The organism is Rectinema subterraneum (genome assembly GCA_009768935.1).
Classification (GTDB): domain Bacteria; phylum Spirochaetota; class Spirochaetia; order Treponematales; family Rectinemataceae; genus Rectinema; species Rectinema subterraneum.
In genome coordinates this window covers 33,666-57,428 of the sequence record WESA01000011.1, presented here as the reverse complement: position 1 = coordinate 57,428, position 23,763 = coordinate 33,666, and the positions used below count along the sequence as shown (strand labels likewise).

Sequence of the window (23,763 nt, the reverse complement as noted above, 5' to 3'; positions counted from 1 at the left end):
TGCTTTTTCGTAAGGATAATTCTGCGAGCTTCGAGCCATTGTCTTGAGCGCGATATTTTCCCAACCAGCTTGCTCGGGAGGTGTGACGAGCGAGCCGCCCTGCAGCACGAGCGACACATGGAACACCCGATTGGCATCTTGTACTTTCATATAGACGGGAATGCCATTCGAGAGTACGGTCTTCATGAATGTCGGCGCGTTTTCGCGAATAAAAGAAGTCTGTGCGCCGGCAGAAGCAACAATCAAAAAAACGAACATAACCGCAGCAAATAGTCGAGACAGCCTGCGGTATCGCTCACATATTGCAAATTTCATCGAAGCCTCCTTATTTCTGCCACCAGAAGGCATTGTCGGCGGTTACTCTGGTATATCCGAGTTCGGTTATTTTCGAATCCATTCTGGGATCAGCGCTGAATGTACTCGAGCGCAGGCGCACGAGCGTCGCCGCCGGCGGACGGGCGCTGGCCGCTGGACTGCTGTCTGCGGTTCCGCTTGCCGCACCCGCCTCGCCGATCAGATATTTCCTAATCAACGAAGAAATATCTTCCCAGGTCACTTTCCGGCAGTTTGCTTCGTAATCGAAGAAATAATCGGTGCCCGCGGTTGACCACCAGAATGTGAGCGTATCGGTCACAAAGGAACCTGCAGACTCAAGCGCGTAGATATTTTGATCGACAAGCTTTGTCTTGGCTTCCTCAAGTGCGCCTTCACCGAAATATGCTTTCGGGTCCTTCGCAATCTGCTCAAATTCACTCAGCACAATCTGCCGCAGGTTTTCCACTCGCTGAAGGACCGGCTCCTCCGCGGCTGGCTTCTGCACCAGCATATAGGTAGAAAAAATATAATTGCCGCCATCGCGGGCCGTCGGATAGGTAAAGTCGATGTACTCGGCATCATAGAGGCCGAAAACTTTCCGCATGATCGCCGATTTGAATGGCCCTGACGGCGAGGAAAGCAAAAAGAGCAGGACATCGGAAACATAGGTATCGAATGTCTGTCGGGTTACATCGGGACCGCGCCAACGAAACTGCACCTGCGCAATGCCTCGATAGAACTGATCTTCTGATGTCACCAGTCGGATCCCTTGCGGAATCGGCCCTTGCGGCGGCTCGCCGAGCACAGGCTCGGGAGCCCATGTCCATTTTCCGAACGAGGCTTCTGCTAGCGCGCGGACCTGGTCTATCGTCGTATCGCCGCCTACCATCAGCGCCATGTTTGTTGGTACATAGTAGGCATGCTGCATGTCGCGGAGGTCGGCAACCGTTGCCTGCGCGACATTGGATTCGGGCCCGTCAATATTCTTCCGCCACGGGAATTGCGGGAACATGCGCGATTCCAGCGCATTCGAAGCAATTTGCGCAGGATCGCTATGGTAGCCGCGGATTTCGTTCAACACCACCTGTTTTTCATTTTCCAGCACTGCATAGTTCAGCGTCGGGTTCATTACGGCATGTGCCCAGAAATCGACAGCATCCGCAAGCTTGTCCGAAGGCACGGTAATATAATAATTGATGTATTCTTTTCCGGTAGCTCCGTTCCAGTTCGTGGTGCCCATGCGATTCAAGGCTGCAGTAAACGCGTCTTTGGTCGGATACTTGTCGTTCCCGTTGAACATCATATGTTCATAAAGATGAAAAAGCCCAGCCGTCTGCGGTGTCTGGGCAAGTGCCCCGCCCCTGAAAGCGACACATACGGTTACAAGCGGCACAGAATGATTCTCGACGACAAACAGCTCGAGCCCGTTTTCAAGCTTGGCATTTTGTATGAGACCCGGCGCTGCACTCAGCTCGGCTCCCCCGATCTGGCTTTGAGGCAAACTCTGTTGCCCAGGAATGGCCAAAACTGAAATCAAAGCCATCACGAGCGCCAAAACCTGGCGCCCAGCCTTCTTTTTAAGATTCATAGCCCCTCCTTCGGTCTTGCTCGAGCATTTCTGTCGTGTTCATCGATATCGATCGCATCCCACGGATAGACGATCCATACATCATCGAGCGTCTGGCCGACAAACACCTGATCCACGCCAGGCGGAAATTGTCCGCGCTTTTCCTTCCGTTTGTCATGCAGCACTGCGACCGCAAGCGCAGCAGGATGATAGGCAAGCAGCTCTCTTGTGCAATATTCAAGAGTTACGCGCGAATCATCGACCTCATCGACAAGAAGAATGCGTTTGCCCGCAAGCTGCTTTTCCGCTTCTTCGATCCATTGGACTTTTCGGGGGTACTCCATTGGCTTATCGTTCATATCATAGTAGACCACGCCTACGGCCAGAATGGGTTTGCTGAGATAGGTACGGAGAATGCGCGCAGGGATGAATCCGCCTGAGCCGATTGCCACAATGACATCAGGGTTGAAACCGCTTTCGTTGACGCGGCTCGCTATGGATTGCGCAAGCCTGTGAATTTCCTGGTATGTGTAATGGTGCTTATTCATATTCTGATTTTATGGCATGAGCCGCCCAGGGACAATATGGCGTCTTGCAATCCGCATGGTTGACATACCTCATTGATAATGATTATCATTATCAATGAGCAGGAAATTTCGTTATCACTTCTCCAGGGGCCTTTTGCATGAACGAACTTGTCAAATTCGAGCAATATCTCCGCACGCACGGCCAGAAAATGACCCGGCCCCGAAGAATCATACTCAAAGCGTTTATCGAAACTGAAGGCCACCTGACCACCGAAGACATCCTGCGCGAAGCAAAAAAGGTCGACCCCGGCATCGGCCAGGCAACAGTCTTCAGGACAATACGACTCATCGCAGATGCCGGCCTAGCGCGCGAAGCGCTTCAGGATGATGGCGCGCGGAAATTCGAACATCTCGCTGATCATCCGCACCACGACCATCTTCTATGCGTCGGCTGCGGCAAGATCATCGAATTCCTTAGCCCGGCCATCGAAAAAGAACAGCAAAAAATATTTTCTCAATATGCATTCTTGCCACGTGGACACATGATGGAACTTCTGGGGCTCTGCCCGGAATGCCAAGCGAAACAAAAAAAGGGAGAGTGAGATGCTGCTTGCAGAACTGGGACCAGGCCAGAAATTCAAGGTACTGCGCGTCACCTTTGGAGGCGAGATCGGGAAAAGGCTTGCTGATCTGGGTTTTATTTCGGGGGCTGAAGGGCATGTCGTGCGTGCTGCGCTGTTTCACGGCCCCATGCAGATCAGGCTTGCAGATTACGACCTCATCATGCGCCGTCATGAAGCAAAACTGGTCGAAATCGAGCTGCTACCACAGCCCGTACCCGTATCTGAACCTGCATCCGAAGCCCATGCGGTCATTGACATACGGCCGAATGCGACTGGCATGCGTCCAAAGGGAATGCGCCATCTGAATCGAGGCTTTCATCACGGCAGGCCCGGCTGCCCGTAAACGTAATCAAGGTATCTTTTCAGGAGTGATCCATGCAGGAAAAAAGAGCGCTCACCATCGCGCTCGCCGGCAACCCAAATTCAGGCAAAACCAGCATTTTCAATGCCATCACGGGGGCACACCATAAAGTGGGCAATTATCCCGGCGTCACAGACGAAAAGCGAGAAGGCACGCTCGAATACCACGGCTGGCGCATCCATGTGGTCGATTTGCCGGGCACTTATAGCCTCACCGCCTATTCGCTCGACGAGGTTGTTGCACGCGATTTCGTTCTCAATGAAAAACCCGACATCATTGTCGACGTGCTCGATTCATCAAACCTGGAACGCAATCTCTATCTTTTGCTGCAGCTCATCGAACTGGGCCTTCCAGTGGTCGCCGCGCTCAATATGGCAGACGAAGCCGCCGCTAAAGGCATACTCATCGATGACAAAACGCTCTCTAGAACACTCGGCGTGCCGATGATCCCGACGATCGGCTCGCGAGGCCAGGGAGTCACAGAGTTGCTCGATGCGGTGATCGAAACATTCGAAACTCACAAGATGCCGCGAATGCCGAGCTATGGCGAAGATATCGAAGCCCATATCGCTGCGCTTGTCCACCTTCTTGAGCAGGATGAGGCCTTCGCCGCTGCCTATTCTCCGCGATGGATCGCAATCAAACTCATCGAAAAAGACCCGGATGCCAGGCGGCGCATCGAGCAGCATGTGCGGGCGGCGGAGATCCATACGGCCCTCGAAGCAGCATGGCACTGGATTACCCTTCACTATGGCAAGGATGCGGAGATTATTCTCTCGGAACAGCGCTATGGGTACATCCATGGCGCAGTTGCGGAAGCTGTGCACCGAAAGCGCTTGCGGGGGATTTCGCTGACCGAACAGCTCGATCGCTTTGTAATGCACCCGTTGGTTGGCCTTCCGCTCTTTTTCTTTGTCATTTGGGGAATTTTCAAGCTGACATTTGTGCTCGGGGAGTACCCGGTGGCATGGCTCGAACAGCTTTTCGGCAGCCTTGAAGGGCTTGTGCAGAATTCCGTGCTGCCCGGCGCAGTGCGCGATCTGCTCATCAACGGTATCATTCATGGTGTCGGTGGCGTGTTTTCGTTCGTGCCGCTGATCGTTATTCTCTTTTTCTGCATTTCGATTCTGGAAGATACAGGATATATCGCGCGAGCGGCATTTCTGACCGATCATTTTCTGCATGCAATCGGTCTACATGGGCAATCGTTCATGCCGCTCATGCTCGGCTTCGGATGCTCTGTCCCTGCAATTATGGCTACGCGCACGCTCAAAAGCCCCAAGGAACGTATTGCGACGATTTTGGCGATTCCCTTCATTTCATGCGGAGGGAAGCTGCCTATCTATGTGCTGCTGGCAGGGGCGTTTTTTGCGCGGAACGCCTCGACGGTGGTCATGGTCATGTATGCAAGCGGGGTCGTGCTCAGCGTTCTGTCTACTTTTTTTCTCAGACGGACAGTGCTCAAAGGCCAATCGATGCCCTTCGTGATGGAGCTTCCGCCTTACCGGATACCGACGCTCAAAGGGGTGCTCTGGCATGTATGGGAAAAGACCTGGAGCTATGCGCGCAAAGCAGGCACCATCATTCTTGCGGTGTCAGTGCTGATGTGGCTCATCACCTCGTATCCGAAAGCCAGGGGAATCCAGGAATACGAGATACATGCGCGCCAGTCGGTTGCGGAAGCGCAGCCGGGGCTGAGCGAGGCGGCTATTTCGGCGAGGGCCGAAGTGCTGGTACGGCAGTATCAACTCGAGCACAGCATCGCGGGGCAATTTGGAAAACTGATAGAGCCGGTCATCGCGCCGATAGGTTTTGACTGGAAGGTCGGAGTCGCGCTCATACCGGGTCTGGCGGCAAAGGAACTGGTGGTGTCAACGCTTGGGGTGCTGTACGGTGCGCCTGTGGATGAAAACAGCGAAAGCCTTTCGCTCAGACAATCGCTGCGCGAGGCGCCCGACTGGTCGCCGCGTATTGCGCTCGCGCTAATGGTCTTTATCCTTGTTATGCCGCCATGCTTTGCATCGCTTGCCACTATTCGGGCGGAAGCAGGGGATAAGTGGCTGGCATTCCAGGTTGTATATTCGCTTGTCCTGGCCTGGGTGATTTCGTTTCTTGTGTCGCTTGCTGGGCGCGCTTTCGGGATGTAAGCGAAGCAAACAAGGCAGAGGCCAGTCTGCTGCGCGCGTTATTTACAACTTGAAGCTTATACCTGCTCCAATCGTCACTCCGCCATAATCGTTGAAGAGCAAGTTATCAAGTGCAAGCCAATAATCAAGCCCCGCATCGACAAACAGCCGCATGTCTCGGCTGAGCAAATAGCCGACTCTCCCGCCAGCCTGAAGACCAATATGCGAGAGATAATCACTTTCATAACTGCGCCAAATAGCCGTCAAATGAGCATAGGTTAACCCTACACCAGCATAGGGCGCGATATGCAACCTGCCTATAGGCATCATATATTCAGCACCGATAACAGCGTTTACAGGTATGATCGTAACGCCAAGAAAACTGAATGCAAGACTCAACGGCATCTGAATGCCGATATACGGCCGTAATGGGTAGAACCCCCGCGACACTGTCGCCCTCAATCCCGGCAGCGATTCTCCGCCACTCATATGGAAGTAAAGATCCAGGTCGGTGCCGCGCCGCGCAATTTCCTTGAGCTGGGTATTCCCATCCAATGCGCCGCTGCGATAGAGAACTCGCCCCATGGACAACTGCTGGCTCACATCGGTGATGAGAATGAGACCTGTCTCTTTGGAGTCCTCAATGCCGCCTATGGTCTGCTTCGTTACAATTGCGTACTCATCGCCCTTTTTCAGCCCCATATTGCTTCCAAGCTGAATTTTGACCCGGGAGCCTTTTGCTTCCAGAATTCGCGTACTGATCTGGAATGCGGGAATAGCGCGGATTCGGTATTCAAGCTCGGATGGAATACTGTTGATTGCAGACATGACCGCGTTGTTCTGGTTCGTTTTATCACTTCCGGATGTATCGATGGATTCGATAGAAATGACGGTGCCGCCTGTGGCATCGATGAAGGTGACGCCTGTCGTAATGTTGCAGTTCCAGCTTCCGGCCTTGGAATCCCAGTAGACCGCAAAATTCGTCACCACCGGCACAACGACAATGAACGCACCAGTGAGCCGCTCGAATTCAGCTTTGGTGAGAAAAGCCTCGCCAAACTGATATTTTTCCGGAAGCACAAAATTTGCCTGCTTGGCTTGCCTTAGCGCATCGATGAATTGCTGCACACCTTCCGAAGACAGCCTCTGCGCGGTGCCGAACACGGTGAAGCGACCGATGTTTGAAAATACCTGCTGTATCCGAAGATCAATAGTACCGAGCGCCTGGGAAGGAATGAACCATCCATAATAGCCCAGGGCAAAAACTGCGATGTCCTGCTTTGCGCTCACTACTGGCTGTGCCCCTGCAGGGAGAATGCCTACACACAATACCAACAGCGCCAGAATCATTGCAAAACCCGCTTTACGCATGGCAAGCCTCCAAACCAATTTTGACCTGAGCAACGTTATTTCGATTATAAGCGAGAATTTGCAATAAGACAAATCAATTCTTGCGCCGCAACCCCTGCAAACTGCAAAATTTATATTGCGCTCGGAGAGAAACAGGCGTATCATTGATATGCTGCAAAATTTCCATAAAAGGAGGTCGTATGAAAAGGTTTTTCGTCATACTGTGCGCATTGCTCGCGATGACCATGTCGCTGGCAGCACAGAGCAAAACCGTAGATCTGACGTTCATTGAGACATCAGATATCCATGGCTCAATCTATCCGTACAATTTCATCACAGCCAAACCAGCTGCTACATCTCTTGCCCAGGTAGCCAGCCTCATCAAGGAAGAGCGCTCCGTTCCTGGTACCGAAGTTGTGCTCCTCGAAAACGGCGACTCGCTCCAGGGTCAGCCCACTGTGTATTACTATAACTTCGAGAAAACCAGCGGTCCGCATATCTGGTCGCAGGCTGTCAACTTCCTCGGCTACGATGCAGTAGGGGTGGGCAACCACGACATCGAAGCAGGCCACGCAGTCTATGACAAAATGTATGAAGAGCTGCAAGCGCCTGTTATATGCGCGAATGCGGTCAAGCCTGATGGAACGCCCTATTTCCAGCCCTATTCGGTGATCGAGCGCAATGGTGTGAAGATCGCGATTCTCGGCATGATCACCCCCAAAATCCCTGACTGGCTGCCTCCGCAGTTCTGGACTGGCATGGAATTCGAGGATATGGTCCAGAGTGCAAAGAAATGGGTTCCCATCATCAAGGAAAAAGAGCATCCCGATCTGCTGATTGGCCTGTTCCATTCCGGTGTCGACTACACCTATGGCAATGTGACCCGCGACACGCCGAACAACGAAAACGCATCTCAGCTCGTCGCCGAGATGGTCCCCGGTTTCGATCTCATTTTTGTCGGACATGACCATGCGGGATGGTCTGGCCAGGGATGGGATCCGGTCAACAAGAAGAAAATCGATGTCAAAGACCCAAACGGCAAAGTTGTCCCTATCTATGGCCCGCTCAACGCTGCCCGCAATGTGGCGGTAGTGAAGATGAACCTCACCTGGAACGACCAGACCCAGAGCTGGGACAAGATCGTGCGCGGCGGCCTTATCGACATGACGAAGTACCAGCCCGATCCCGATTTTATGGCGAAATTCCAGCCTGGTTTCGATGAAATCAAGAAGTGGGTCGATCGCCCGATTGGCAAAATGGACGGCGTGATCACGACCCGCGACTCGATGTTCGGCGATTCGGCGTTTGTAGACCTGATCCATCGTATTCAGCTCGATCTTTCCAATGATCCGAGCCTCGGGCTCAAGCCTGCGGACATTTCCTTCGCCGCGCCGCTCTCGGCCGATTCGAAGATACCTTCCAGCCCCGACGGCACGCTCTATGTGCGTGACATGTTCAATCTGTATGTCTACGAGAACTTCCTTTACACCATGACGCTCACCGGCAAACAGGTAAAAGACTTCCTCGAGTACTCGTACCAGTACTGGTTCGATACCATGCCAAATGAGGGCAACCACCTCATCAATTTCCAGAAAGACAAAGAAGGCAAGCTGGTATTCGACAACCGCACGAACATGCCGATGACCGCTACCCGCTACTACAACTACGATTCAGCTGCCGGCATCAACTATGTCGTCGATGTGACCCAGCCTCCGGGGAACCGTATCTCCATCTCCTGCATGTCCGATGGTCGCGCGTTCAATCCGGATGCAACCTACACAGTCGCGATCAACTCGTACCGTGGCTCCGGCGGCGGCGGGCATCTCGAACTTGGTGCTGGCCTCGACAAGGAAACCATCCGCACCATGAAGCTGGTCAATGGCGCTACCACCAAAGACCTCCGCTATTTCCTGCTCAAGTGGTTCGAAAAACAGGATGGGCCGGTCACGGTCATGCCGATCGGCAACTGGGAAGTAGTGCCTTCCGATCTCGCTGAGCTTGGAACAAAAACCGATTACCCGCTTCTGTATCCGTCGAAGTGAGAGATTATCGATGCGTCCGGCAGGGCTTTCAATCTTTGCCCAAAGCCACAACGCATTAAAAGTTCTTTCATATAAGGCTGCCTGGTGTGTGCCGGGCAGCCTTTTTCATGCTGTCCTCATTTTAAATGAGCCAGCATTTTTCAGATTCTTGGTCGCCATGCGCTCTTTTCTGATTTTCTCTTGATTTCAAACGGACTTATTTCTATATTTGAGTTAGTAATACCGCCCGCCTGCATGGGGGGCGAAATTTGGCCGACGGGCTTTCGCCGCGGCTGCGGAAAAAATTCCGCGAGGAGAAGCATATGAACAAGCGTCCGTACATGGATATCGGATCCATTTTCGACGACATTTTCGAGGCTGCCAAGGATTTTGGCGAAAAAATGAAGAATTTTGCGCCTGGGTTCGAAGGCCCCGGCCCTGAAGACAATTGCGAAGGACCAAGGCCTGGTCCGGGCTGCCACGGGATGGGCGGAGGCGCATGGTTCGAAGCGCATGGCGACGAAAATGTAGATTATTACCCGAACTACTCGTATCCGCCCCTGAATATCTACATGCTCCCTGACAAGAGCCTTGTGTTTGAATTTGCGCTGGCTGGCTTTGACGAAAAGAACATGAGCCTTTCGTTCCAGGGCGACTACATGGTATTCTCCGCCAAAATGGAGATGGAGCAGCCAGAGGAAGGAGTCCGCTACTTCAAGCGCCGGCTCAAACTCAAAGACATCGACCGCCAGAAGTATTATGTGCCTGCCGACAAATTCGACCAAGAAAAAGTAAAAGCGGTGTTCCGCAATGGAATTTTGAAAGTCACGGTGCCACCAAAAGAAGTCGTCGACACGAACGAAGGCATCAAGATCGAAATCGTCAAAGAAGGCGAGTAAACGCCATCAAGGCCGCGCCGCATGTTCTCTAGAGCGCGATTCACTTTAAATGACAGCGCCGTCGGGCTGACCGCCCGGCGGCTTTTTCATGCGCCAATGCTCCGCGAGACCACCACATTTACCTCCATGCCAAGAGCGCGCTCGAGAACCACCGAGCCGCGCGCGACAGGCAGGCGTACGGTGATCCCCCTGAGCACATCGAGCAGTTCGGGAATCCTCTCTTTCGGGAAGGCAGCAGTGGTCCGCACGGGAACGCGCCGCGGCAGATTTGAGCTCGGCCCAGGCAGACTTCCGTCTGGCAGCACTGCTGTGCACGTAAAAGTAACCACGCGCCTGGGATTGAATATTTCCTCGCGCGCATACTGTTCGCCTCGGACACAGCGGTTGCCGGTCACCTTCATTTCGCCCTGTGCGTCAGTGTCGACTGAAAGATGGCAGCCCATCGGACAGGTGATGCAAATCAATTCCTGCATATTCCAGAACCTCTCAAGTTGGCACAAGGTTGGGAGCACTATCGGAGGACTACCCCAGCGCCCTCTCCCTTGACCTTCGTTTTTAAACTAGTGCTATCTCCACCACCGAATCGCGCCCGGCCGCAGCCACATCCTCTGGCCCCAGCGTCAAGCTCAGCATTTCGGAAGGCTGGACATGGGCGAGTTTTCGCGAGCGCACCACATTGCCGTCGAGGCGCACTTCGAGCCGCGCATCGTTTTTGACCACAAGGCTCCGCATATAGAGCCGGTTCTCGCGCTCGGGATTGAGGCGCGCAGGCAGCACATAGCGAATATTCGAGCCTGTTTTGATGCGAATCTCGCGCGAAGGCCGGTAACCGGAAAGCCAGGCCGCCGCGTTCGCGCCCGCGCGCCGCGCCTCCTCGACCACATAGTCGACAAGATCGTGCACATGGAGCACATTGCCGCAGGCAAATACTCCCGGCAAGCTCGTCATGAGCATCGAATCGACCCACGGCCCGTTCGTCGTGGGCTGGATCTCGATGCCCGCATTGCGCGACAGCTCGTTTTCCGGCACGAGGCCAACCGACAAAAGCACCGTATCGCAGGCAATTTTGAAGGCCTTTTCGTGCATAAGCGCTCCGCTCTCAATCGGCGTCACTTCAATGCCCTCGACACGGTCCTTCCCGTAGATATCGGTTACAAGGTGCGACAGATACAGCGGAATTCCAAAATCATTGAGGCACTGCACAATATTACGCGTCAGCCCGCTCGGATAGGGCAGAATTTCGATGACCGCGTGGACTTTGCAGCCCGACCAGGTCATTCGCCTTGCCATAATGAGCCCGATATCGCCTGAGCCGATTATCACGACATCCTTGCCGGGGATGTAGCCTTCGATATTGACAAGGCGCTGAGCGAGCCCCGCCGTGTAGATGCCTGCGGGCCTTGTCCCTGGTATGCGGATATTGCCGCGGTTGCGCTCGCGACAGCCCATCGCAAGAACGACCGCGCGCGCCTCGATGCGCATCATGCCCTGAGAGGGCGAGACGGCGTACACGACTCTGCGGCCTTCTTCTTCGCGGATGTCGAGGACTGTGGTACGAAGCGAGGCCTGGATATTGCGCGCGCTCACTTTTTCTTCAAAGCGCTGGGCGAACTCGGGGCCTGTGAGCTCTTCGTTGAATTCGATGAGCCCGAATCCATTGTGGATGCACTGCATGAGAATGCCGCCGAGCGTGTCTTCGCGCTCGAGAATAAGCACCGAATGCCCGCGCGCATCGAGCTCAAGCGCCGCGGACATGCCCGCCGCGCCGCCTCCAACCACCACAGCATCAAATGTAAGCTGTTTCATAGACTACCCTTGAGTATGGCGGAATTGCCGCCGTGCTTGGTGATCTGATCCCAGCTCATGCCTGTTTCGCGCATGAGTATCCGAATGATTTTGTATGTGCAGAATCCACCCTGGCAGCGGCCCATCTGCGCGCGCGTGTAGTACTTGATCCCATCGAGCGTCGTATGGCCGGCGCGGATCGCCTTGACAATTTCAGCTTCGCTGACGCGCTCGCAGCGGCAGACGATGTCGCCGTACGCCGGGTCCTGGGCGACGAGGGTGTCGAGGGTGTAGGGGTCGGCATCGCGCGCGCGGGGAACTTTGTGGACATAGGGGTCCCAGCTGGGCTTTTCGACAAGGCGAAGCCCGGCTTTTTTCAGCAGGTCCTTGACGTACTCGCCGATTGCGGGACTCGCGGTCAGGCCCGGTGACTGTATGCCCGCGACCTGCACAAAGGCTGGCGCTTTTTCGGAATTCGCGATATAGAAATCATTTCCATACGAAGCGCGCAAGCCGGCAAAGCTCGTGATAACGTCGTTTTCGGATATCGACGGCACCATCATGCGGGCGGAATGCAAGATATGTTCGAGCTGGTCGCGGGTGGTGGCAAAGTCTTCTTTGTCCTGTGCAGGCGAAGCGGTAGGACCGATGAGGACGGTGCCCTCCACAGTGGGGATGACTAGTATGCCTTTGGAGACTTCGGTGGGGACGGGGAAAATGACGCGCGAAGGTTTGGCCTTTGTGGTCCGGTCGAGGAGGTAGTACTCGCCTTTGCGCGGGGCAATCGTAAAGCGCTCCGCCCCGAAAGCTGCAGAAATAGTGTCGGCATGCAAGCCCGCCGAGTTCACCACATAGCGCGCCCGGATCGTCTCGCCAGCCTTGGACTGGATCTGCCAGAATTCCCCATCGCGCTCGGCCTGGGCAACCTCGAATTCGGTTTTGACTTGCACGCCATTTTTACGTGCTGATTCCACGAGCGAAAACACAAAGCGATACGGCTCGAGAATACCTCCCGAAGGCGCATACAAGCCGCCAACCACATCGGGGTTGAGCTTGGGCTCCAGCTCGAGCATGCGCTCGCGCGAACACATCTCGATGCCGATAACCCCGTTCTCGACGCCCTGAAGATACAGCTGCTCGATCGCCCGCATCTCGTCTTCGTGCAACGCAGCGACCAGAATGCCACACCGCTCGAAGGGGAAATCGAGCTCCTCATGCAGGCGGTCAAACATGAGGGCGCCCTGCAGCTCGAGGCGTGCCTTTAATGTGCTGATATGATCATGAAATCCGCCATGCACGATGCCCGAGTTCGCTTTCGAGGTACCAAGGGATACATCGATTTCCTTTTCAAGCAGCGCGACATCGAGCTCATACTGCGAGAGCTTGCGGGCTATATTCGCGCCGCAGACGCCCGCTCCTATTATCGCTACATCATACTGTTCCATAGCCTTTTCCTGTTATTCACATCGCGGACGGAGCGCATGTGCTTGTGTTTTCTGTCAGCGCCCAGCTCCAGCCTCAAATCGAGCTCACTGCGCCCAGCGCACCAGCCCGGGGATAAACCTGCCGTCGAGTGCTGGATGACTGGGCAGGACTCGCACCGAATGCCCGATCTGGCCAGTTATTTCTCCATGCATGGCACATTGGTATCTGAAATAGTGGCCTTCGGGACCGACAAGTGTCATCGGCAGGCGCGCGCCATCCAGAATTTCCCCTTTGGAAGACAACCTGCCCTTGTAGCATTCCACTGCCACATCATCGGGCGAAAGGCCTGCAAGATCGACAAGCACGCTCACGGTGATAGTCGTTCCCCTGCTGACCACAGGCGCGCCATCGTCCTTGAATTCGACAATCCGCACGCGCTGCCACGCACGTCGCACCTTGTCGATATACGCCGCAAGAGAAACGCTCGCCTTGTACCCATCAGCCTCGAGCGCACGGCTCTCGTTGAGCGCCGCTTCGTAGTACTGCGAGTAATATTCCTTGAGCATGCGATGCGTGGCGAACTGGCTTCCGATTGCTTTCATCGAAGCGCGCATTTTCGCAACCCACGCGCGCGGTGTATTATCGCGGCCCCGGCTGTAAAAGAGAGGCAGAATTTCATGCTCCAGAAGGTCGTACAAGTCTTGGGCTTCGATTTTGTCCTGCAAGTCCTGATCCTGATATTCTTCGCCCGAACCGATTGCCCAGCCGATGTCGGGCGTGTATGCCTCCGCCCACCAGCCGTCGAGCACTGAACAATTGAGCACTCCGTTCATGCCCGCCTTCATGCCTGAAGTACCCGATGCTTCGAGCGGCCTGCGCGGTGTATTGAGCCAGACATCGGAACCGCTTGTCATGTAGCGGCCCATCGCCATGTCATAATCCTCAATGAAGACAATCCTGCCAAACACATCTTCCCGCCTCGAAAAATGCACGAGCTCGCGAATGAGGTCTTTCCCCGATTGATCGTGCGGATGCGCTTTCCCCGCGATCACCAGCTGAAGCGGCATATCTTTGTTAGATAATAGTTTAATGAGCCTGTCCGGATCCTCGAGAAGAAGCGTGCCGCGCTTGTAGGTCGCGAACCGGCGCGCAAAGCTAAGTGTAAGCGCATATGGGGAAAGCACATCGCTTGAACGGAGTACTTCACCGTCAGGCATGCCAAGCCGCACATACGAAGCGGCAAGCTTTTGCCGGCAGGTAGCGACAAGGCGCTCGCGCCTTCGTTCGTGGGTGCGCCAGAGCTCTTCATCGGAGATGCGATCGACAGATGCCCACACTTCCGGATTATCCGGCTCGAAATAGAACTTCGGCCCCAGGAACCGATCGAGGAGGCTCAACATGTCGTGGCTTATCCATGTGCGCGGATAGACGCCGTTCGTCACATGCCCGATCGGAATCTCCTTGAGCTCGAGCTCGGGCCACAAGCCCTGCCACATCTTGCGCGAAACTTCGCCATGCAGCTTCGAAACCCCGTTCGATTTGGCGGAAAGGTGCAGCGCAAACACCGTCATGCAGAAGCTTTCCTGGTTGTCGAACGGATTTTCGCGCCCGAGGCTCAAAAATTCGTTCCAATCCAGCCCCAAGCCCGACACAAAAGCGCGGAAATACTTGTCCATCAGATCGATGCCAAAGCGCTCATTGCCCGCGGGCACCGGCGTATGGGTCGTGAAAATATTGGTAGGGATAAACGCCTGCATTGCTGAGTGAAAATCGAGATGAAATTCTTCCATTAAAGAACGAATGCGCTCCAGCGCGAGAAAGGCGGAATGCCCTTCATTCATGTGGGTCGCAGCGACCTTGATGCCAAGAGCCTTCAGGGCTCGAATACCGCCGATTCCGAGCAAAATTTCCTGCTTGATGCGCATTTCTTTGTCGCCGCCATAGAGCGTCGCGGTGATGGTGCGGTCTTCAGGCTGGTTTTCCGGAATATTCGTATCGAGTAGATACAGCTGAGCGCGCCCGATATCGACACGCCAGATACCTGCGCTGATACTCCGCCCAGCCATATCCACAGTGATGAGGATCGGTGCACCGCTCTGGTCGACACAGCGCTCGACAGGCATGTTGTACCAGTCGTTTTCCGGATAGGTTTCCTGCTGATAGCCATCAGCATTGAGGTACTGCTTGAAATAACCCTGCCGGTACAAGAGCCCGACACCCACAAGCGGCAGGCCCAGGTCGCTCACAGTTTTCATATGGTCGCCGGAGAGCACCCCAAGTCCGCCGGAATATGTCGGCAGAGAAACATCAAGTCCATATTCCATCGAAAAATACGCAATGATACTGTCGCTTGGGCCGCGATACCACGGCTTGCTCTTCAGATAACGCTGAAAGCGCGCATACACCTCGTCCAGATCCGACAAGAAAGACTGATCCGCGGCCAGTTCATCGATTTTTTCCTGGCTGAGCATGCCCAGCATTTTCACAGGATTCTGGCCCGCTGCCAGCCATAGATCATTATCGATCCGGATAAACAGCGAAACCGCGTCGAAATTCCACGAGAGCCACAGGTTCCGCGCCAGGGTATCGAGCCTGGCAAGGCGGCCTTTCAACGCCGGCTTAATGGTATGAGAAACTATTCTCATTTATGGACACCTCTTTTTCATACGGTATTTCATCCGATATTTCATTCGGCGGCTTTGCCCCCGGAAAAGAACTTTCCGATAAGTCGCTTTACTATACCGTCATTTTCAGGATTGGTGCTATCGGGTGGCGAAACTTGAGCCCCGTGTTGGGGCGCAGGCGAGGCTTCGCTCGAGGGTGTTTTGAGTATCCCCCTGTATTTGTTGCGAAAATAGGCAAGGCGTTCCTCTGTACTCATGGAATAGAGCGATGGGTTTCGATCCGAATTCTTTGAACCAGCACGAGTTGGCTGCTGGCGACCTTTTTTTCGATCGGTTTTTTTTCGCTCGAACTTACCTCGCTCAGAAATCCGAGTGTGCATTTTGCGTTCCTGGATACTTCTCGGCCTATCCGGTCTCGCCGCTGGCGCGCGGGTTTCAGGCGCACGCCTTTCAGATACGCGGGTTTCAGGTACGCCGGTTTGCTGAGGAAAATCTGCTCTTTTGGTCACATGCCCGCGCTCGAGATCGAGGGGAACACCCTCGCTTGCATCCTTGATATTCGCCATATCAGTAGCTTCTTTGCATTCGACACGAATGCCGAATCGCGATTCAATCGCGGACAAACCGACTTCGTAGCGCTCGCACACAAGCCCCAGCATGGATGCACCGCGCGATCGCATTGCGCGCACCCGCTCTAGATATATGTCTGCATCGAGCGGGATATCATAATGAATGGCAAAAAGCGCGAGCTCATCCGGCAGCGCCTCGAGATTGTCATTGGAAACGACGAGAACCAGCTGCATATGAGCGCTTTCCAGATTTTCTGGGCTTTCGAGAGGCTCGGCACCCTGTTCCCGGTTTTCCTGTTGATCCCCTATTTCCTGCAGCTTTGCGAATCGCTGGAACAGCATTTCATTTTTTGCTGGCGGCGCAGCAGCAGATACGTGCTCTGCTGGAATATGATTGAGCCTCAGCCGCGCTTCGACTTCGCGCGATGTCTGGCGCAGATTGCAGAATACGATTGCTGCGTGATGTCCCTGCGCTCCGGCTGCTGCAAGATGCGACAGCAAGGCTTTGAACTTCTCCTCAGACAAAACCCGATAAAATTCTGCCGAGATTGCATCGAGGCTCGCCCGCGCCTTCTTGAGCGTAACGGTTCCTGGACTATTGGCAAAATCGATCGCTGTGTTTTTTGCTCGCACCCCGAGCCGCTGAGCAAAGAGCACCGCTCTCCGCTCCCAGGGCGGAAGCAGATACCCCCACACCTTGCGCTGAAGCTCGCTTGGCAATTCGCCAAACAGATCCGCACCTTCGATTATAACCAGTCCGAATTCGCGAGGCTTGAAGCTTTGTTCCAGAACCGCAGTCATGAACAAATCCGCTGAAATCCCGACAAAAGAGGCTGTCGCAAGTCGCTCCGCTGAGCTTTCCGTTTCTTCTTTTGAAACGCAGATCGTGCTTTCGATTCCTGCCTGTTCCAAAAGCCCGCGCAACTGCGCAAGCACCTCACCTTTTTCCGCAAGAAGGAGCACGCGCGGGTGTTCCATCCCTTCCTGCGCCGAAGCCTCAAGCCACTTCCCCGCCAGCGCTGCAATCAACGGAGCCCGATATTCCGCATTCTCGTCGTTTACCAGGATATCTTTTTTTTGAGCAAAGAATTGATCGCCTATCAGGCGGGCGAATGATACAATAACTTGATCCTCTGCGCATCCGATGCGCTGCAAGAATCTTTCCATTTCCTGTCCTTCCCTGTCTTGTAAAATCTATATAATGTGCGCGCTTGCACGGTTTCATCATAAGCATGAACGATGCATCATAATAAATAATCGGCATCTGGTGAATAGAAAGAATACTATAGTCAAAATATAGATAATAGTTTATAATAATGCACGGTTTCAGAATCTTGAAATAACGGGGTCACAGAAATGGCAACAAAGAAAATTCTCATTCTTGGCGGTGGCTATGGAGGAGTCTGGGCTGGAAAGATTCTCGAAAAGCACTTCCGCAAGAGAGAGGATGTAGAGATCACGCTTGTCGATAAGCGTCCTTTCCATACATTGATGACAGAGTTGCATGAAGTTGCTGGCTGGAGAACCGAACCTGAATCCGTTCAGGTTCTCTTCAAGAAGATTTTCGGCGCAAAGCGCATCAATGTCGTGCTCGATACAATCGAAAAAGTCGATTTCGAGGCGAAACAGGCGACCGGCAAAGTTTGCACCTATGATTTCGACTATATCATTCTAGGCGTCGGCGCCGAGCCTGAATTCTTCGGCACGCCAGGCATCGCGGAAAATGCGTTCACGCTCTGGTCATTCGAAGATGCAATGAAAGTGCGCAAGCATGTAGAAGAAAAATTCTACGAGGCTTCGCTCGAGACCGACCCGGAAAAGCGAAAAAAGCTGCTGACGTTTGTGGTCGCGGGCGCGGGCTTTACCGGTATCGAAATGATCGGCGAGCTGCTCGATTACCGAGATGTCATGTGCCGCAAATACTTCCTCGACCCGAAGGAAGTGCGCGTTCTCAACATCGAGGCGCTGCCTTCGATTCTCCCCATTCTCGAAGAACCGCTGCGCGCCAAAGCCGAGAAATATCTGCAGAAGCGCCGCTGCGATGTCATGCTCAACTCCGCGATTATCGGCGCCGAGCCCGGCAAGGTACTCCTCAAGAGCGGCCAGATCGTCGAAACCGAAACATTCATCTGGACATGCGGTGTCAAGGGTTCGAGTTTTGCGGGCCAGCTTGGGCTTCCCGCAGGCAAGCGCAACCGCATCGACTGCGACATGGAACTCAAATCCACGAAATATCCATTCGTCTATGTCGTCGGCGACATCTCCGGCCTGATGCAGGAAGGCAAGCCCCTGGCGCAGATCGTCGAAACAGCGCACTTCACCGCGGAAGCGGCTGCTAAGAACATTATCTCCGACATCGACGGCGGCGAGCGGCATCAGTTCAAACCAAACTACCATGGCTTCATGATTTCCATCGGCAGCCACTACGGCGTTTCAAACGCAGGCGGCATGAAAACTTCGGGATTCATCGCGCTTGCGATCAAACACCTGATCAACGTGTGGTATTTGCTCAACATTGCTGGCATCAACCAGGTGTGGGAATATCTCAAGCACGAATTCCTCGACATGAAGAACCGCCGCTCGATAATCGGCGATTTTGCTTCGTACAAAATCCGGCCATACTGGCCGCTTCTGCTCAGAATGTGGCTGGGGCTTATGTGGGTTTTTGAAGGCATCAACAAGATTGGAGAGGGCTGGCTTGCGTTTGCAAGCGGCTCGAAATCTGGCTGGATGTTTTCGCCCGGCGTGGTGCAGGCAGGTGTAAAAGCTGCAGAAGCGACGAGCGGCGCGAGCGCGTGGGAGAGCGCAGGACAGGCTGCGGCCACTGCCGCGACGGGTGCCGCGGCAGCCGCGAGCGCCGCACCGGCTGTGGCCGCCACGAGCGCGGCGAGCGCGGTTGCATCGTCCGCTGCTGCAGCGGCACCGGCCGCCACATCGGCGGCTTCGGCTGCAGCCGCCGCTCCTGCAGCAACCGGTGGCACCCAAGCCGCAACCCAAACCTTCAAGGCCGTCTGGGACCTTACGAAACCTATCTTCGACCCGAATTCCGGGCTCGTAACCTGGTTCCGTCACACCTTTATGGACGGCATTTTCGCATATCTGCCATATACCTTCTTCCAAGCCATGATAGTGGTCATGGAAATCGGCATCGGTCTGGCGCTCTTTGGCGGCTGTTTCACATGGCTCGCCGCCGCGGCAAGTATCGGCATGTGTATCGTATTCACGCTGTCCGGCATGTTTGCATGGAACCAGCTGTGGTTCGTGTTCGCAGCGATTCTGATGCTTGGAGGCCTTGGCCGCTCATTCGGCATCGACTACTGGCTCATTCCTGCTATCAAGCGATGGTGGAACGGCACCAGGTTTGCCCGCAAATGGCATTTCTATGCGGACGATCCGACGAAGTGAGTATTAGAAAAGCGTTGACCAATTAACGAAAAGGTGGCGGCGGAAACGGCTCTCTTTCAAGGCCGCTCCGCCGTCTTTTATTTGCAGGAGCATCATGACGCAATACTGGAATGACTTCCCGGATATAAAAGATTTTCTCAGCGAAACAGAAGCGCTTATTCTTTCGATTCTCGAAAACAGCACACTCCCCCTCAGGGAAGAAGTAGGGAGGCTCGTCGAATCAGGCGGAAAGATGCTCCGCCCCGCACTTGTCTATGTAGGAGGCGAGTTCGGGCTTAACCCCGATCGAAAAAAGTGGAGCAAAAAGCAAGAAAAGCGCCTTGTGAACATCGCTGCTGCCATCGAGCTGCTCCACACTGCAACCCTTATCCATGATGACATCCTCGACAGGGCAAGCCACCGCCGCGGCATTCCAACGCTCCATCAGACACTCGGGACGACGAATGCAATCCTTGCCGGTGACTGGCTGCTTTCGCGCTGCTATCGAATTATCGCGCAATATGTGCACCCGAGCCGCGCTGTCTTGCTGGCTGAATTCGTGAGCGCCATCTGCAAGGCGGAAATCAATCAGGACCTCACAAAATACACGTTTGCGCTGAGCAGGCGGCGGTATCTGCAGACAATCGCAGGAAAAACCGCAGCGCTTTTCGCGCTTGCGCTTCATATCGGCTCGGCGGAAACAGGCTGCTCGACTTTCACCACGCAGGCCCTCAGACGAACCGGCTACAACCTTGGCATGGCATTCCAGATCATTGACGATATTCTCGACTACGAGTCCAGCCTTGAGGAACTTAAAAAGCCGGTTGGCAATGACATACGGGAGGGTCTCTGCACACTGCCGCTCATCTATGCCCTGGAGGAAAAGGGCGAGAAAATCAGACCTCTGCTCTCCGATATCCGCGCCCATCCCGATTCTGTCGGTAGTGTTCTCAACCTTGTGCACGAAACGGATGCCATTAAGCGCGCCCGAAAAGATGCCGAGCGCTATACCCGCCTCGCTCATGCCGAAATTGCGCGCCTGCCTGAAGGAAAGCCGCGGCGTGACCTCGAGCTTATCGTGAATTCACTGCTGGTTCGCACTTATTAGCGTTCGCTCTTGCCGGCGCGCCGCATACTCAGACGTTCCCTTTCGAAAAAGCCCCTTTTACTGTACATGTACAAGGACTTTGCCGTAATGGCTCTCTGTTTCGAGGAATCTGTGTGCCTCGGCAATGCTGCTGAGCGAGAACGTACGCGGGTAGATAATGGGACGAATAAGGCCATCGTCCACCAGGCGGGCAATTGCCTCAAGATCCTGCCCCATCTGCGCGCGCCCCTCCCCGTAGAGAATCGGCAAAAGGCTGAAGACGACATGCAGGTTGAGGCCCTTTGAATGCATAAGGCTCAAATCGACGATGGCCCGCGCAGCGATCGTGACAATATCGCCGCCGCGGCGCGCGGCTTCGAACGACAGCGGGAGGTTGGCCCCTCCCGCTGTATCGAACACAACATCGAAGCCTTTGCCGCCGGTGATTCGCTCAACATACTGCGCGGCTGTTTCCTGATCGTAGCGAATGGTCCAATCTGCGCCAGCCGAAGCAACAACTGCGATTTTTTCATCGCTCGAGGCGGCGGCAGCCACCTGTGCGCCAAACGCCTTGCCCATCTGCACGACAATATGTCCCACACCGCCTGAGCCGCCCTGTACAAGAAGCATCCGGTCCTTTTCGAGCCTGATTTTGCGCCGGAGCCCTTGATACGCGGTAATCCCTACGACAGGGAGCACCGCAGCTTCGTCCAAGGGCAGCGACCGGGGTGCATGCGCCAGGAGCTGTTCATCGCAAACGGCGAATTCAGCAAGAGCACCCCCTTCTCCCCCTGTCCACCCGACAAGCCCGTATACTTCATCGCCTTCCTTAAATTTGCGCACATCCTGCCCGACCTCGACAACCGTGCCGGACAGATCGCCATGCAGCACCGCCGGGAAGGGCGGCAAAATGGCAACCGCTCCCGAGCGCACTTTGCAATCGATCGGATTGACCGAGGTTGCGGCAATTTTTACCAACACTTGGCCCGCCTTCGGTTCGGGAATCAGGAGCTCGGCCTCCTCGAAAACATCCGGTCCTCCCGTGCGTCGAATTACCATTGCTTTCATGGTAGATGCCATTTTCTCCGCCTCCTGTTCTGATGGGCCATCGCCGCAGCGACGCTGCGGCGCGCCCGCATTCCGAATCATTCAAAATGCAACCGAAAACCTTTTATAGATCCCGCGAGGCTGTTCATCGGTTTTGATCACTTCGTCGACGCGTGCCGCGGACGGGCCTACCTGAAGCCAAGCATAGAAGTGTTCCAAAGCTTGTGTATTCCCTTCCGCCCAGACTTCGACATCGCCATCGGGAGTATTCCGAACCCAGCCCGTAAGTCCAAGCTGCTCCGCCCTGATTATCGCTGACATGCGAAATCCGACGCCTTGCACTTCACCTTTCACAATTGCATGGAAGGCTTGCATGTTCTCTGATACTGACTCCCTGTGCTCTAATTGAATATCTCTCTTCCTAATGATTGTAAAGCCCAGAAAATGAAAATGCCACCCCAAAAACACAATACGCCCGGCTGACATAATTTCATTATTAATTTCAGATTTTCAATATATATCATATTATATAGATATTTTAATATTGACAAAATTCTTGAAAAGGAAGAGAATGTTTCTGGCTTATGCCAATTATCTGAATTTCTGACTGGAGGTATAGCTATGAAAGCTGTTGATGTGCTGGTAGTCGGCGGAAGCGCAACTGGCCTTGTCGCCGCAACAACCGCAAAGTCGAATTACCCCGAAAAGAGCGTCGCTGTCATACGAAAAGAAGAAAAAGTCATGATTCCATGCGGCATCCCCTACATTTTCAACACTGTCGGAACAAGCAACAACAACATACTTCCAGACGAAGGCCTTGTGAAGCTCGGCGTCGAAATCATTGTAGATGAAGTGCTCGAAATTAATGGCAAGGCAAAAACATGCACAACAAAAAATGGTCTGGAAATCGCGTACGACAAACTGATTCTGGGAACCGGATCCTTGCCCTCGGTTCCTCGATGGCTCAAAGGCGCCGATCTGGAAAATGTCTTCACCATCCCGAAAAACAAGGACTATCTGGATCAGCTCCAGCAAAAGCTTCAGACCATGAAAAAGATTGTCGTCGTAGGGGCTGGTTTTATCGGCGTTGAAGTCTCCGACGAACTCAACAAGGCCGGCAAGGAGGTGACCCTTGTCGAAATTTTGCCTCATGCACTCGGTGCGACATTTGACGAAGAATTTGCGGCGGAAGCCGAAGCGCTTCTTATTCAGCGCGGTGTCAAACTCAGGACAAATATTGGCATCGAAGAAATACTTGGCGACAAAAAAGTCGCACAAGTAAAGCTCAATAATGGTGAACTGCTCGATGCTGACGCAGTCATTCTTTCGCTTGGATACCAGCCAAATACCGAGCTCGCAAAGAAAATGGGCCTCGAACTCAATGCATTCGGATTTATCAAGGCAGATCAATACCGCCGCACCAGCATGCCGGATGTCTTTGCAGCCGGCGATTGCGCAGAAAAAATCGATTTCTCGACCGGAAAAATCAGTAAGGTCATGCTTGCATCCACCGCCTGCAGCGAGGCAAGGACCGCCGGCCTCAATCTTTATGAACTGAATACCTTCGCGACCTTCAGAGGAACCGTCGGCATCTATTCGACCTGCATAGGAGATACCGCATTCGGAGTGGCGGGGTTGATCGAAAAGACCGCTGCCGCAGAAGGTTTCAAAATTGTCGTCGGCTCCTTCACGGGCGTCGATCGGCACCCCGGCAAAATCCCCGATGCACACAAAGAAACGGTCAAGCTCATTGTATCGAAACACTCCGGAGTGGTCCTTGGCGGAGAGGTAATGGGCGGCAAGGGAGCAGGAGAGCTTATAAACGCGATCGGCATTGCAGTGCAGAACCATATGACCATCAATGATCTATTGATGATGCAGATCGGCACTCAGCCCTTGCTTACGGCGTCACCGGCTGCATTCCCTCTGATCAAGGCAGCGGAAGTCGCCGCCAAAGCACTCAAAAAATAATCTTTCATTGCAGTTGGCCTATTCGCGGATGCGTTCATTTATCCCGGTGAATGCATCCGCAATGGTCACCCGTGAATATCTC

At 54.1% G+C, this 23,763-nt stretch carries 19 protein-coding genes; 8 read left to right on the top strand and 11 right to left on the bottom strand.

Annotated features, from left to right (window positions below; translation table 11 throughout):
- The 3 genes from GAP13_RS04770 to GAP13_RS04760 all read right to left on the bottom strand — a co-directional run.
- Positions 1-315: hypothetical protein (locus GAP13_RS04770; protein ID WP_158906726.1), on the bottom strand; the 315-nt coding region annotated here is incomplete at its 3' end.
- A 10-nt stretch (positions 316-325) separates the two neighbouring features.
- On the bottom strand, positions 326-1,903 hold the full coding sequence (locus GAP13_RS04765) for a M16 family metallopeptidase (protein WP_158906724.1): 1,578 nt from the start codon (positions 1,901-1,903) through the stop codon (positions 326-328).
- Positions 1,900-2,430 carry a phosphoribosyltransferase gene (locus GAP13_RS04760; RefSeq protein WP_158906722.1) on the bottom strand — a complete coding sequence of 177 codons (531 nt, stop codon included), beginning with the start codon at positions 2,428-2,430 and terminating at the stop codon, positions 1,900-1,902. The genes GAP13_RS04765 and GAP13_RS04760 overlap by 4 nt, the downstream gene beginning before the upstream one ends.
- Before the next feature lie 137 nt (positions 2,431-2,567).
- Here GAP13_RS04760 and GAP13_RS04755 point away from each other — a divergent pair, with 137 nt between their 5' ends.
- From GAP13_RS04755 to feoB, 3 genes are read left to right on the top strand one after another with little or no spacing between them, the layout of a single operon-like run.
- Positions 2,568-3,011 (top strand): Fur family transcriptional regulator, encoded by a 444-nt coding sequence (locus GAP13_RS04755; protein WP_158906720.1) that lies wholly within the window; start codon positions 2,568-2,570, stop codon positions 3,009-3,011.
- 1 nt (position 3,012) lies between these two features.
- Positions 3,013-3,375, top strand: coding sequence for a FeoA family protein (locus GAP13_RS04750; RefSeq protein ID WP_158906718.1), 363 nt, complete (start codon positions 3,013-3,015; stop codon positions 3,373-3,375).
- Between the two features lie 32 nt (positions 3,376-3,407).
- On the top strand, positions 3,408-5,540 hold the full coding sequence (gene feoB, locus GAP13_RS04745; RefSeq protein WP_158906716.1) for a ferrous iron transport protein B: 2,133 nt from the start codon (positions 3,408-3,410) through the stop codon (positions 5,538-5,540).
- 42 nt (positions 5,541-5,582) lie between these two features.
- Here the strand turns inward: feoB and GAP13_RS04740 are convergent, their stop codons facing one another.
- Positions 5,583-6,890 (bottom strand): hypothetical protein, encoded by a 1,308-nt coding sequence (locus GAP13_RS04740; RefSeq protein ID WP_158906714.1) that lies wholly within the window; start codon positions 6,888-6,890, stop codon positions 5,583-5,585.
- Between the two features lie 179 nt (positions 6,891-7,069).
- Here GAP13_RS04740 and GAP13_RS04735 point away from each other — a divergent pair, with 179 nt between their 5' ends.
- Complete coding sequence (locus GAP13_RS04735; protein WP_158906712.1) at positions 7,070-8,911, top strand: bifunctional metallophosphatase/5'-nucleotidase; 1,842 nt, start codon at positions 7,070-7,072, stop codon at positions 8,909-8,911.
- Positions 8,912-9,213: 302 nt separating this feature from the next.
- The gene (locus GAP13_RS04730) at positions 9,214-9,789 is read left to right on the top strand and encodes an Hsp20/alpha crystallin family protein (protein WP_186338821.1); all 576 of its coding nucleotides are present in this window, start codon (positions 9,214-9,216) and stop codon (positions 9,787-9,789) included.
- An 86-nt stretch (positions 9,790-9,875) separates the two neighbouring features.
- Here GAP13_RS04730 and GAP13_RS04725 read toward each other — a convergent pair whose 3' ends face one another.
- The 5 genes from GAP13_RS04725 to GAP13_RS04705 form a co-directional block, all read right to left on the bottom strand.
- Positions 9,876-10,262 (bottom strand): DUF1667 domain-containing protein, encoded by a 387-nt coding sequence (locus tag GAP13_RS04725; protein ID WP_158906710.1) that lies wholly within the window; start codon positions 10,260-10,262, stop codon positions 9,876-9,878.
- An 82-nt stretch (positions 10,263-10,344) separates the two neighbouring features.
- Entirely contained in the window at positions 10,345-11,595 is a 1,251-nt protein-coding gene (locus GAP13_RS04720; protein WP_158906708.1) for an NAD(P)/FAD-dependent oxidoreductase, read from the bottom strand.
- Positions 11,592-13,019 (bottom strand): NAD(P)/FAD-dependent oxidoreductase, encoded by a 1,428-nt coding sequence (locus GAP13_RS04715; protein WP_158906706.1) that lies wholly within the window; start codon positions 13,017-13,019, stop codon positions 11,592-11,594. The genes GAP13_RS04720 and GAP13_RS04715 overlap by 4 nt, the downstream gene beginning before the upstream one ends.
- A gap of 84 nt (positions 13,020-13,103) precedes the next feature.
- Complete coding sequence (gene glgP, locus GAP13_RS04710) at positions 13,104-15,644, bottom strand: alpha-glucan family phosphorylase (protein WP_158906704.1); 2,541 nt, start codon at positions 15,642-15,644, stop codon at positions 13,104-13,106.
- Between the two features lie 41 nt (positions 15,645-15,685).
- Positions 15,686-17,359 carry a DEAD/DEAH box helicase domain-containing protein gene (locus GAP13_RS04705; protein ID WP_158906702.1) on the bottom strand — a complete coding sequence of 558 codons (1,674 nt, stop codon included), beginning with the start codon at positions 17,357-17,359 and terminating at the stop codon, positions 15,686-15,688.
- Between the two features lie 189 nt (positions 17,360-17,548).
- Between GAP13_RS04705 and GAP13_RS04700 the strand changes: the two genes are divergently transcribed.
- Positions 17,549-19,597 (top strand): NAD(P)/FAD-dependent oxidoreductase, encoded by a 2,049-nt coding sequence (locus tag GAP13_RS04700; protein ID WP_158906700.1) that lies wholly within the window; start codon positions 17,549-17,551, stop codon positions 19,595-19,597.
- Positions 19,598-19,691: 94 nt separating this feature from the next.
- The gene (locus GAP13_RS04695) at positions 19,692-20,684 is read left to right on the top strand and encodes a polyprenyl synthetase family protein (protein ID WP_158906698.1); all 993 of its coding nucleotides are present in this window, start codon (positions 19,692-19,694) and stop codon (positions 20,682-20,684) included.
- Between the two features lie 57 nt (positions 20,685-20,741).
- Here GAP13_RS04695 and GAP13_RS04690 read toward each other — a convergent pair whose 3' ends face one another.
- Entirely contained in the window at positions 20,742-21,743 is a 1,002-nt protein-coding gene (locus GAP13_RS04690; RefSeq protein WP_222126148.1) for a zinc-binding dehydrogenase, read from the bottom strand.
- 69 nt (positions 21,744-21,812) lie between these two features.
- Positions 21,813-22,085, bottom strand: coding sequence for an acylphosphatase (gene yccX, locus GAP13_RS04685; protein WP_158906696.1), 273 nt, complete (start codon positions 22,083-22,085; stop codon positions 21,813-21,815).
- 246 nt (positions 22,086-22,331) lie between these two features.
- On the opposite strand from yccX, the gene GAP13_RS04680 reads away from it, so the two are divergent.
- Positions 22,332-23,681 (top strand): FAD-dependent oxidoreductase, encoded by a 1,350-nt coding sequence (locus GAP13_RS04680; RefSeq protein WP_158906694.1) that lies wholly within the window; start codon positions 22,332-22,334, stop codon positions 23,679-23,681.
- The last annotated feature ends 82 nt before the right edge of the window (positions 23,682-23,763 follow it).

Coding starts and splice junctions, on each gene's coding strand:
- GAP13_RS04705 (WP_158906702.1), bottom strand. CDS start 17,359: ATGGAAAGATTCTTGCAGCGCATCGGATGCGCAGAGGATCAAGTTATT.
- GAP13_RS04725 (WP_158906710.1), bottom strand. CDS start 10,262: ATGCAGGAATTGATTTGCATCACCTGTCCGATGGGCTGCCATCTTTCA.
- GAP13_RS04755 (WP_158906720.1), top strand. CDS start 2,568: ATGAACGAACTTGTCAAATTCGAGCAATATCTCCGCACGCACGGCCAG.
- GAP13_RS04720 (WP_158906708.1), bottom strand. CDS start 11,595: ATGAAACAGCTTACATTTGATGCTGTGGTGGTTGGAGGCGGCGCGGCG.
- GAP13_RS04765 (WP_158906724.1), bottom strand. CDS start 1,903: ATGAATCTTAAAAAGAAGGCTGGGCGCCAGGTTTTGGCGCTCGTGATG.
- GAP13_RS04740 (WP_158906714.1), bottom strand. CDS start 6,890: ATGCGTAAAGCGGGTTTTGCAATGATTCTGGCGCTGTTGGTATTGTGT.
- GAP13_RS04715 (WP_158906706.1), bottom strand. CDS start 13,019: ATGGAACAGTATGATGTAGCGATAATAGGAGCGGGCGTCTGCGGCGCG.
- GAP13_RS04750 (WP_158906718.1), top strand. CDS start 3,013: ATGCTGCTTGCAGAACTGGGACCAGGCCAGAAATTCAAGGTACTGCGC.
- GAP13_RS04690 (WP_222126148.1), bottom strand. CDS start 21,743: ATGGCATCTACCATGAAAGCAATGGTAATTCGACGCACGGGAGGACCG.
- yccX (WP_158906696.1), bottom strand. CDS start 22,085: ATGCAAGCCTTCCATGCAATTGTGAAAGGTGAAGTGCAAGGCGTCGGA.
- glgP (WP_158906704.1), bottom strand. CDS start 15,644: ATGAGAATAGTTTCTCATACCATTAAGCCGGCGTTGAAAGGCCGCCTT.
- GAP13_RS04760 (WP_158906722.1), bottom strand. CDS start 2,430: ATGAATAAGCACCATTACACATACCAGGAAATTCACAGGCTTGCGCAA.
- feoB (WP_158906716.1), top strand. CDS start 3,408: ATGCAGGAAAAAAGAGCGCTCACCATCGCGCTCGCCGGCAACCCAAAT.
- GAP13_RS04695 (WP_158906698.1), top strand. CDS start 19,692: ATGACGCAATACTGGAATGACTTCCCGGATATAAAAGATTTTCTCAGC.
- GAP13_RS04700 (WP_158906700.1), top strand. CDS start 17,549: ATGGCAACAAAGAAAATTCTCATTCTTGGCGGTGGCTATGGAGGAGTC.
- GAP13_RS04735 (WP_158906712.1), top strand. CDS start 7,070: ATGAAAAGGTTTTTCGTCATACTGTGCGCATTGCTCGCGATGACCATG.
- GAP13_RS04730 (WP_186338821.1), top strand. CDS start 9,214: ATGAACAAGCGTCCGTACATGGATATCGGATCCATTTTCGACGACATT.
- GAP13_RS04680 (WP_158906694.1), top strand. CDS start 22,332: ATGAAAGCTGTTGATGTGCTGGTAGTCGGCGGAAGCGCAACTGGCCTT.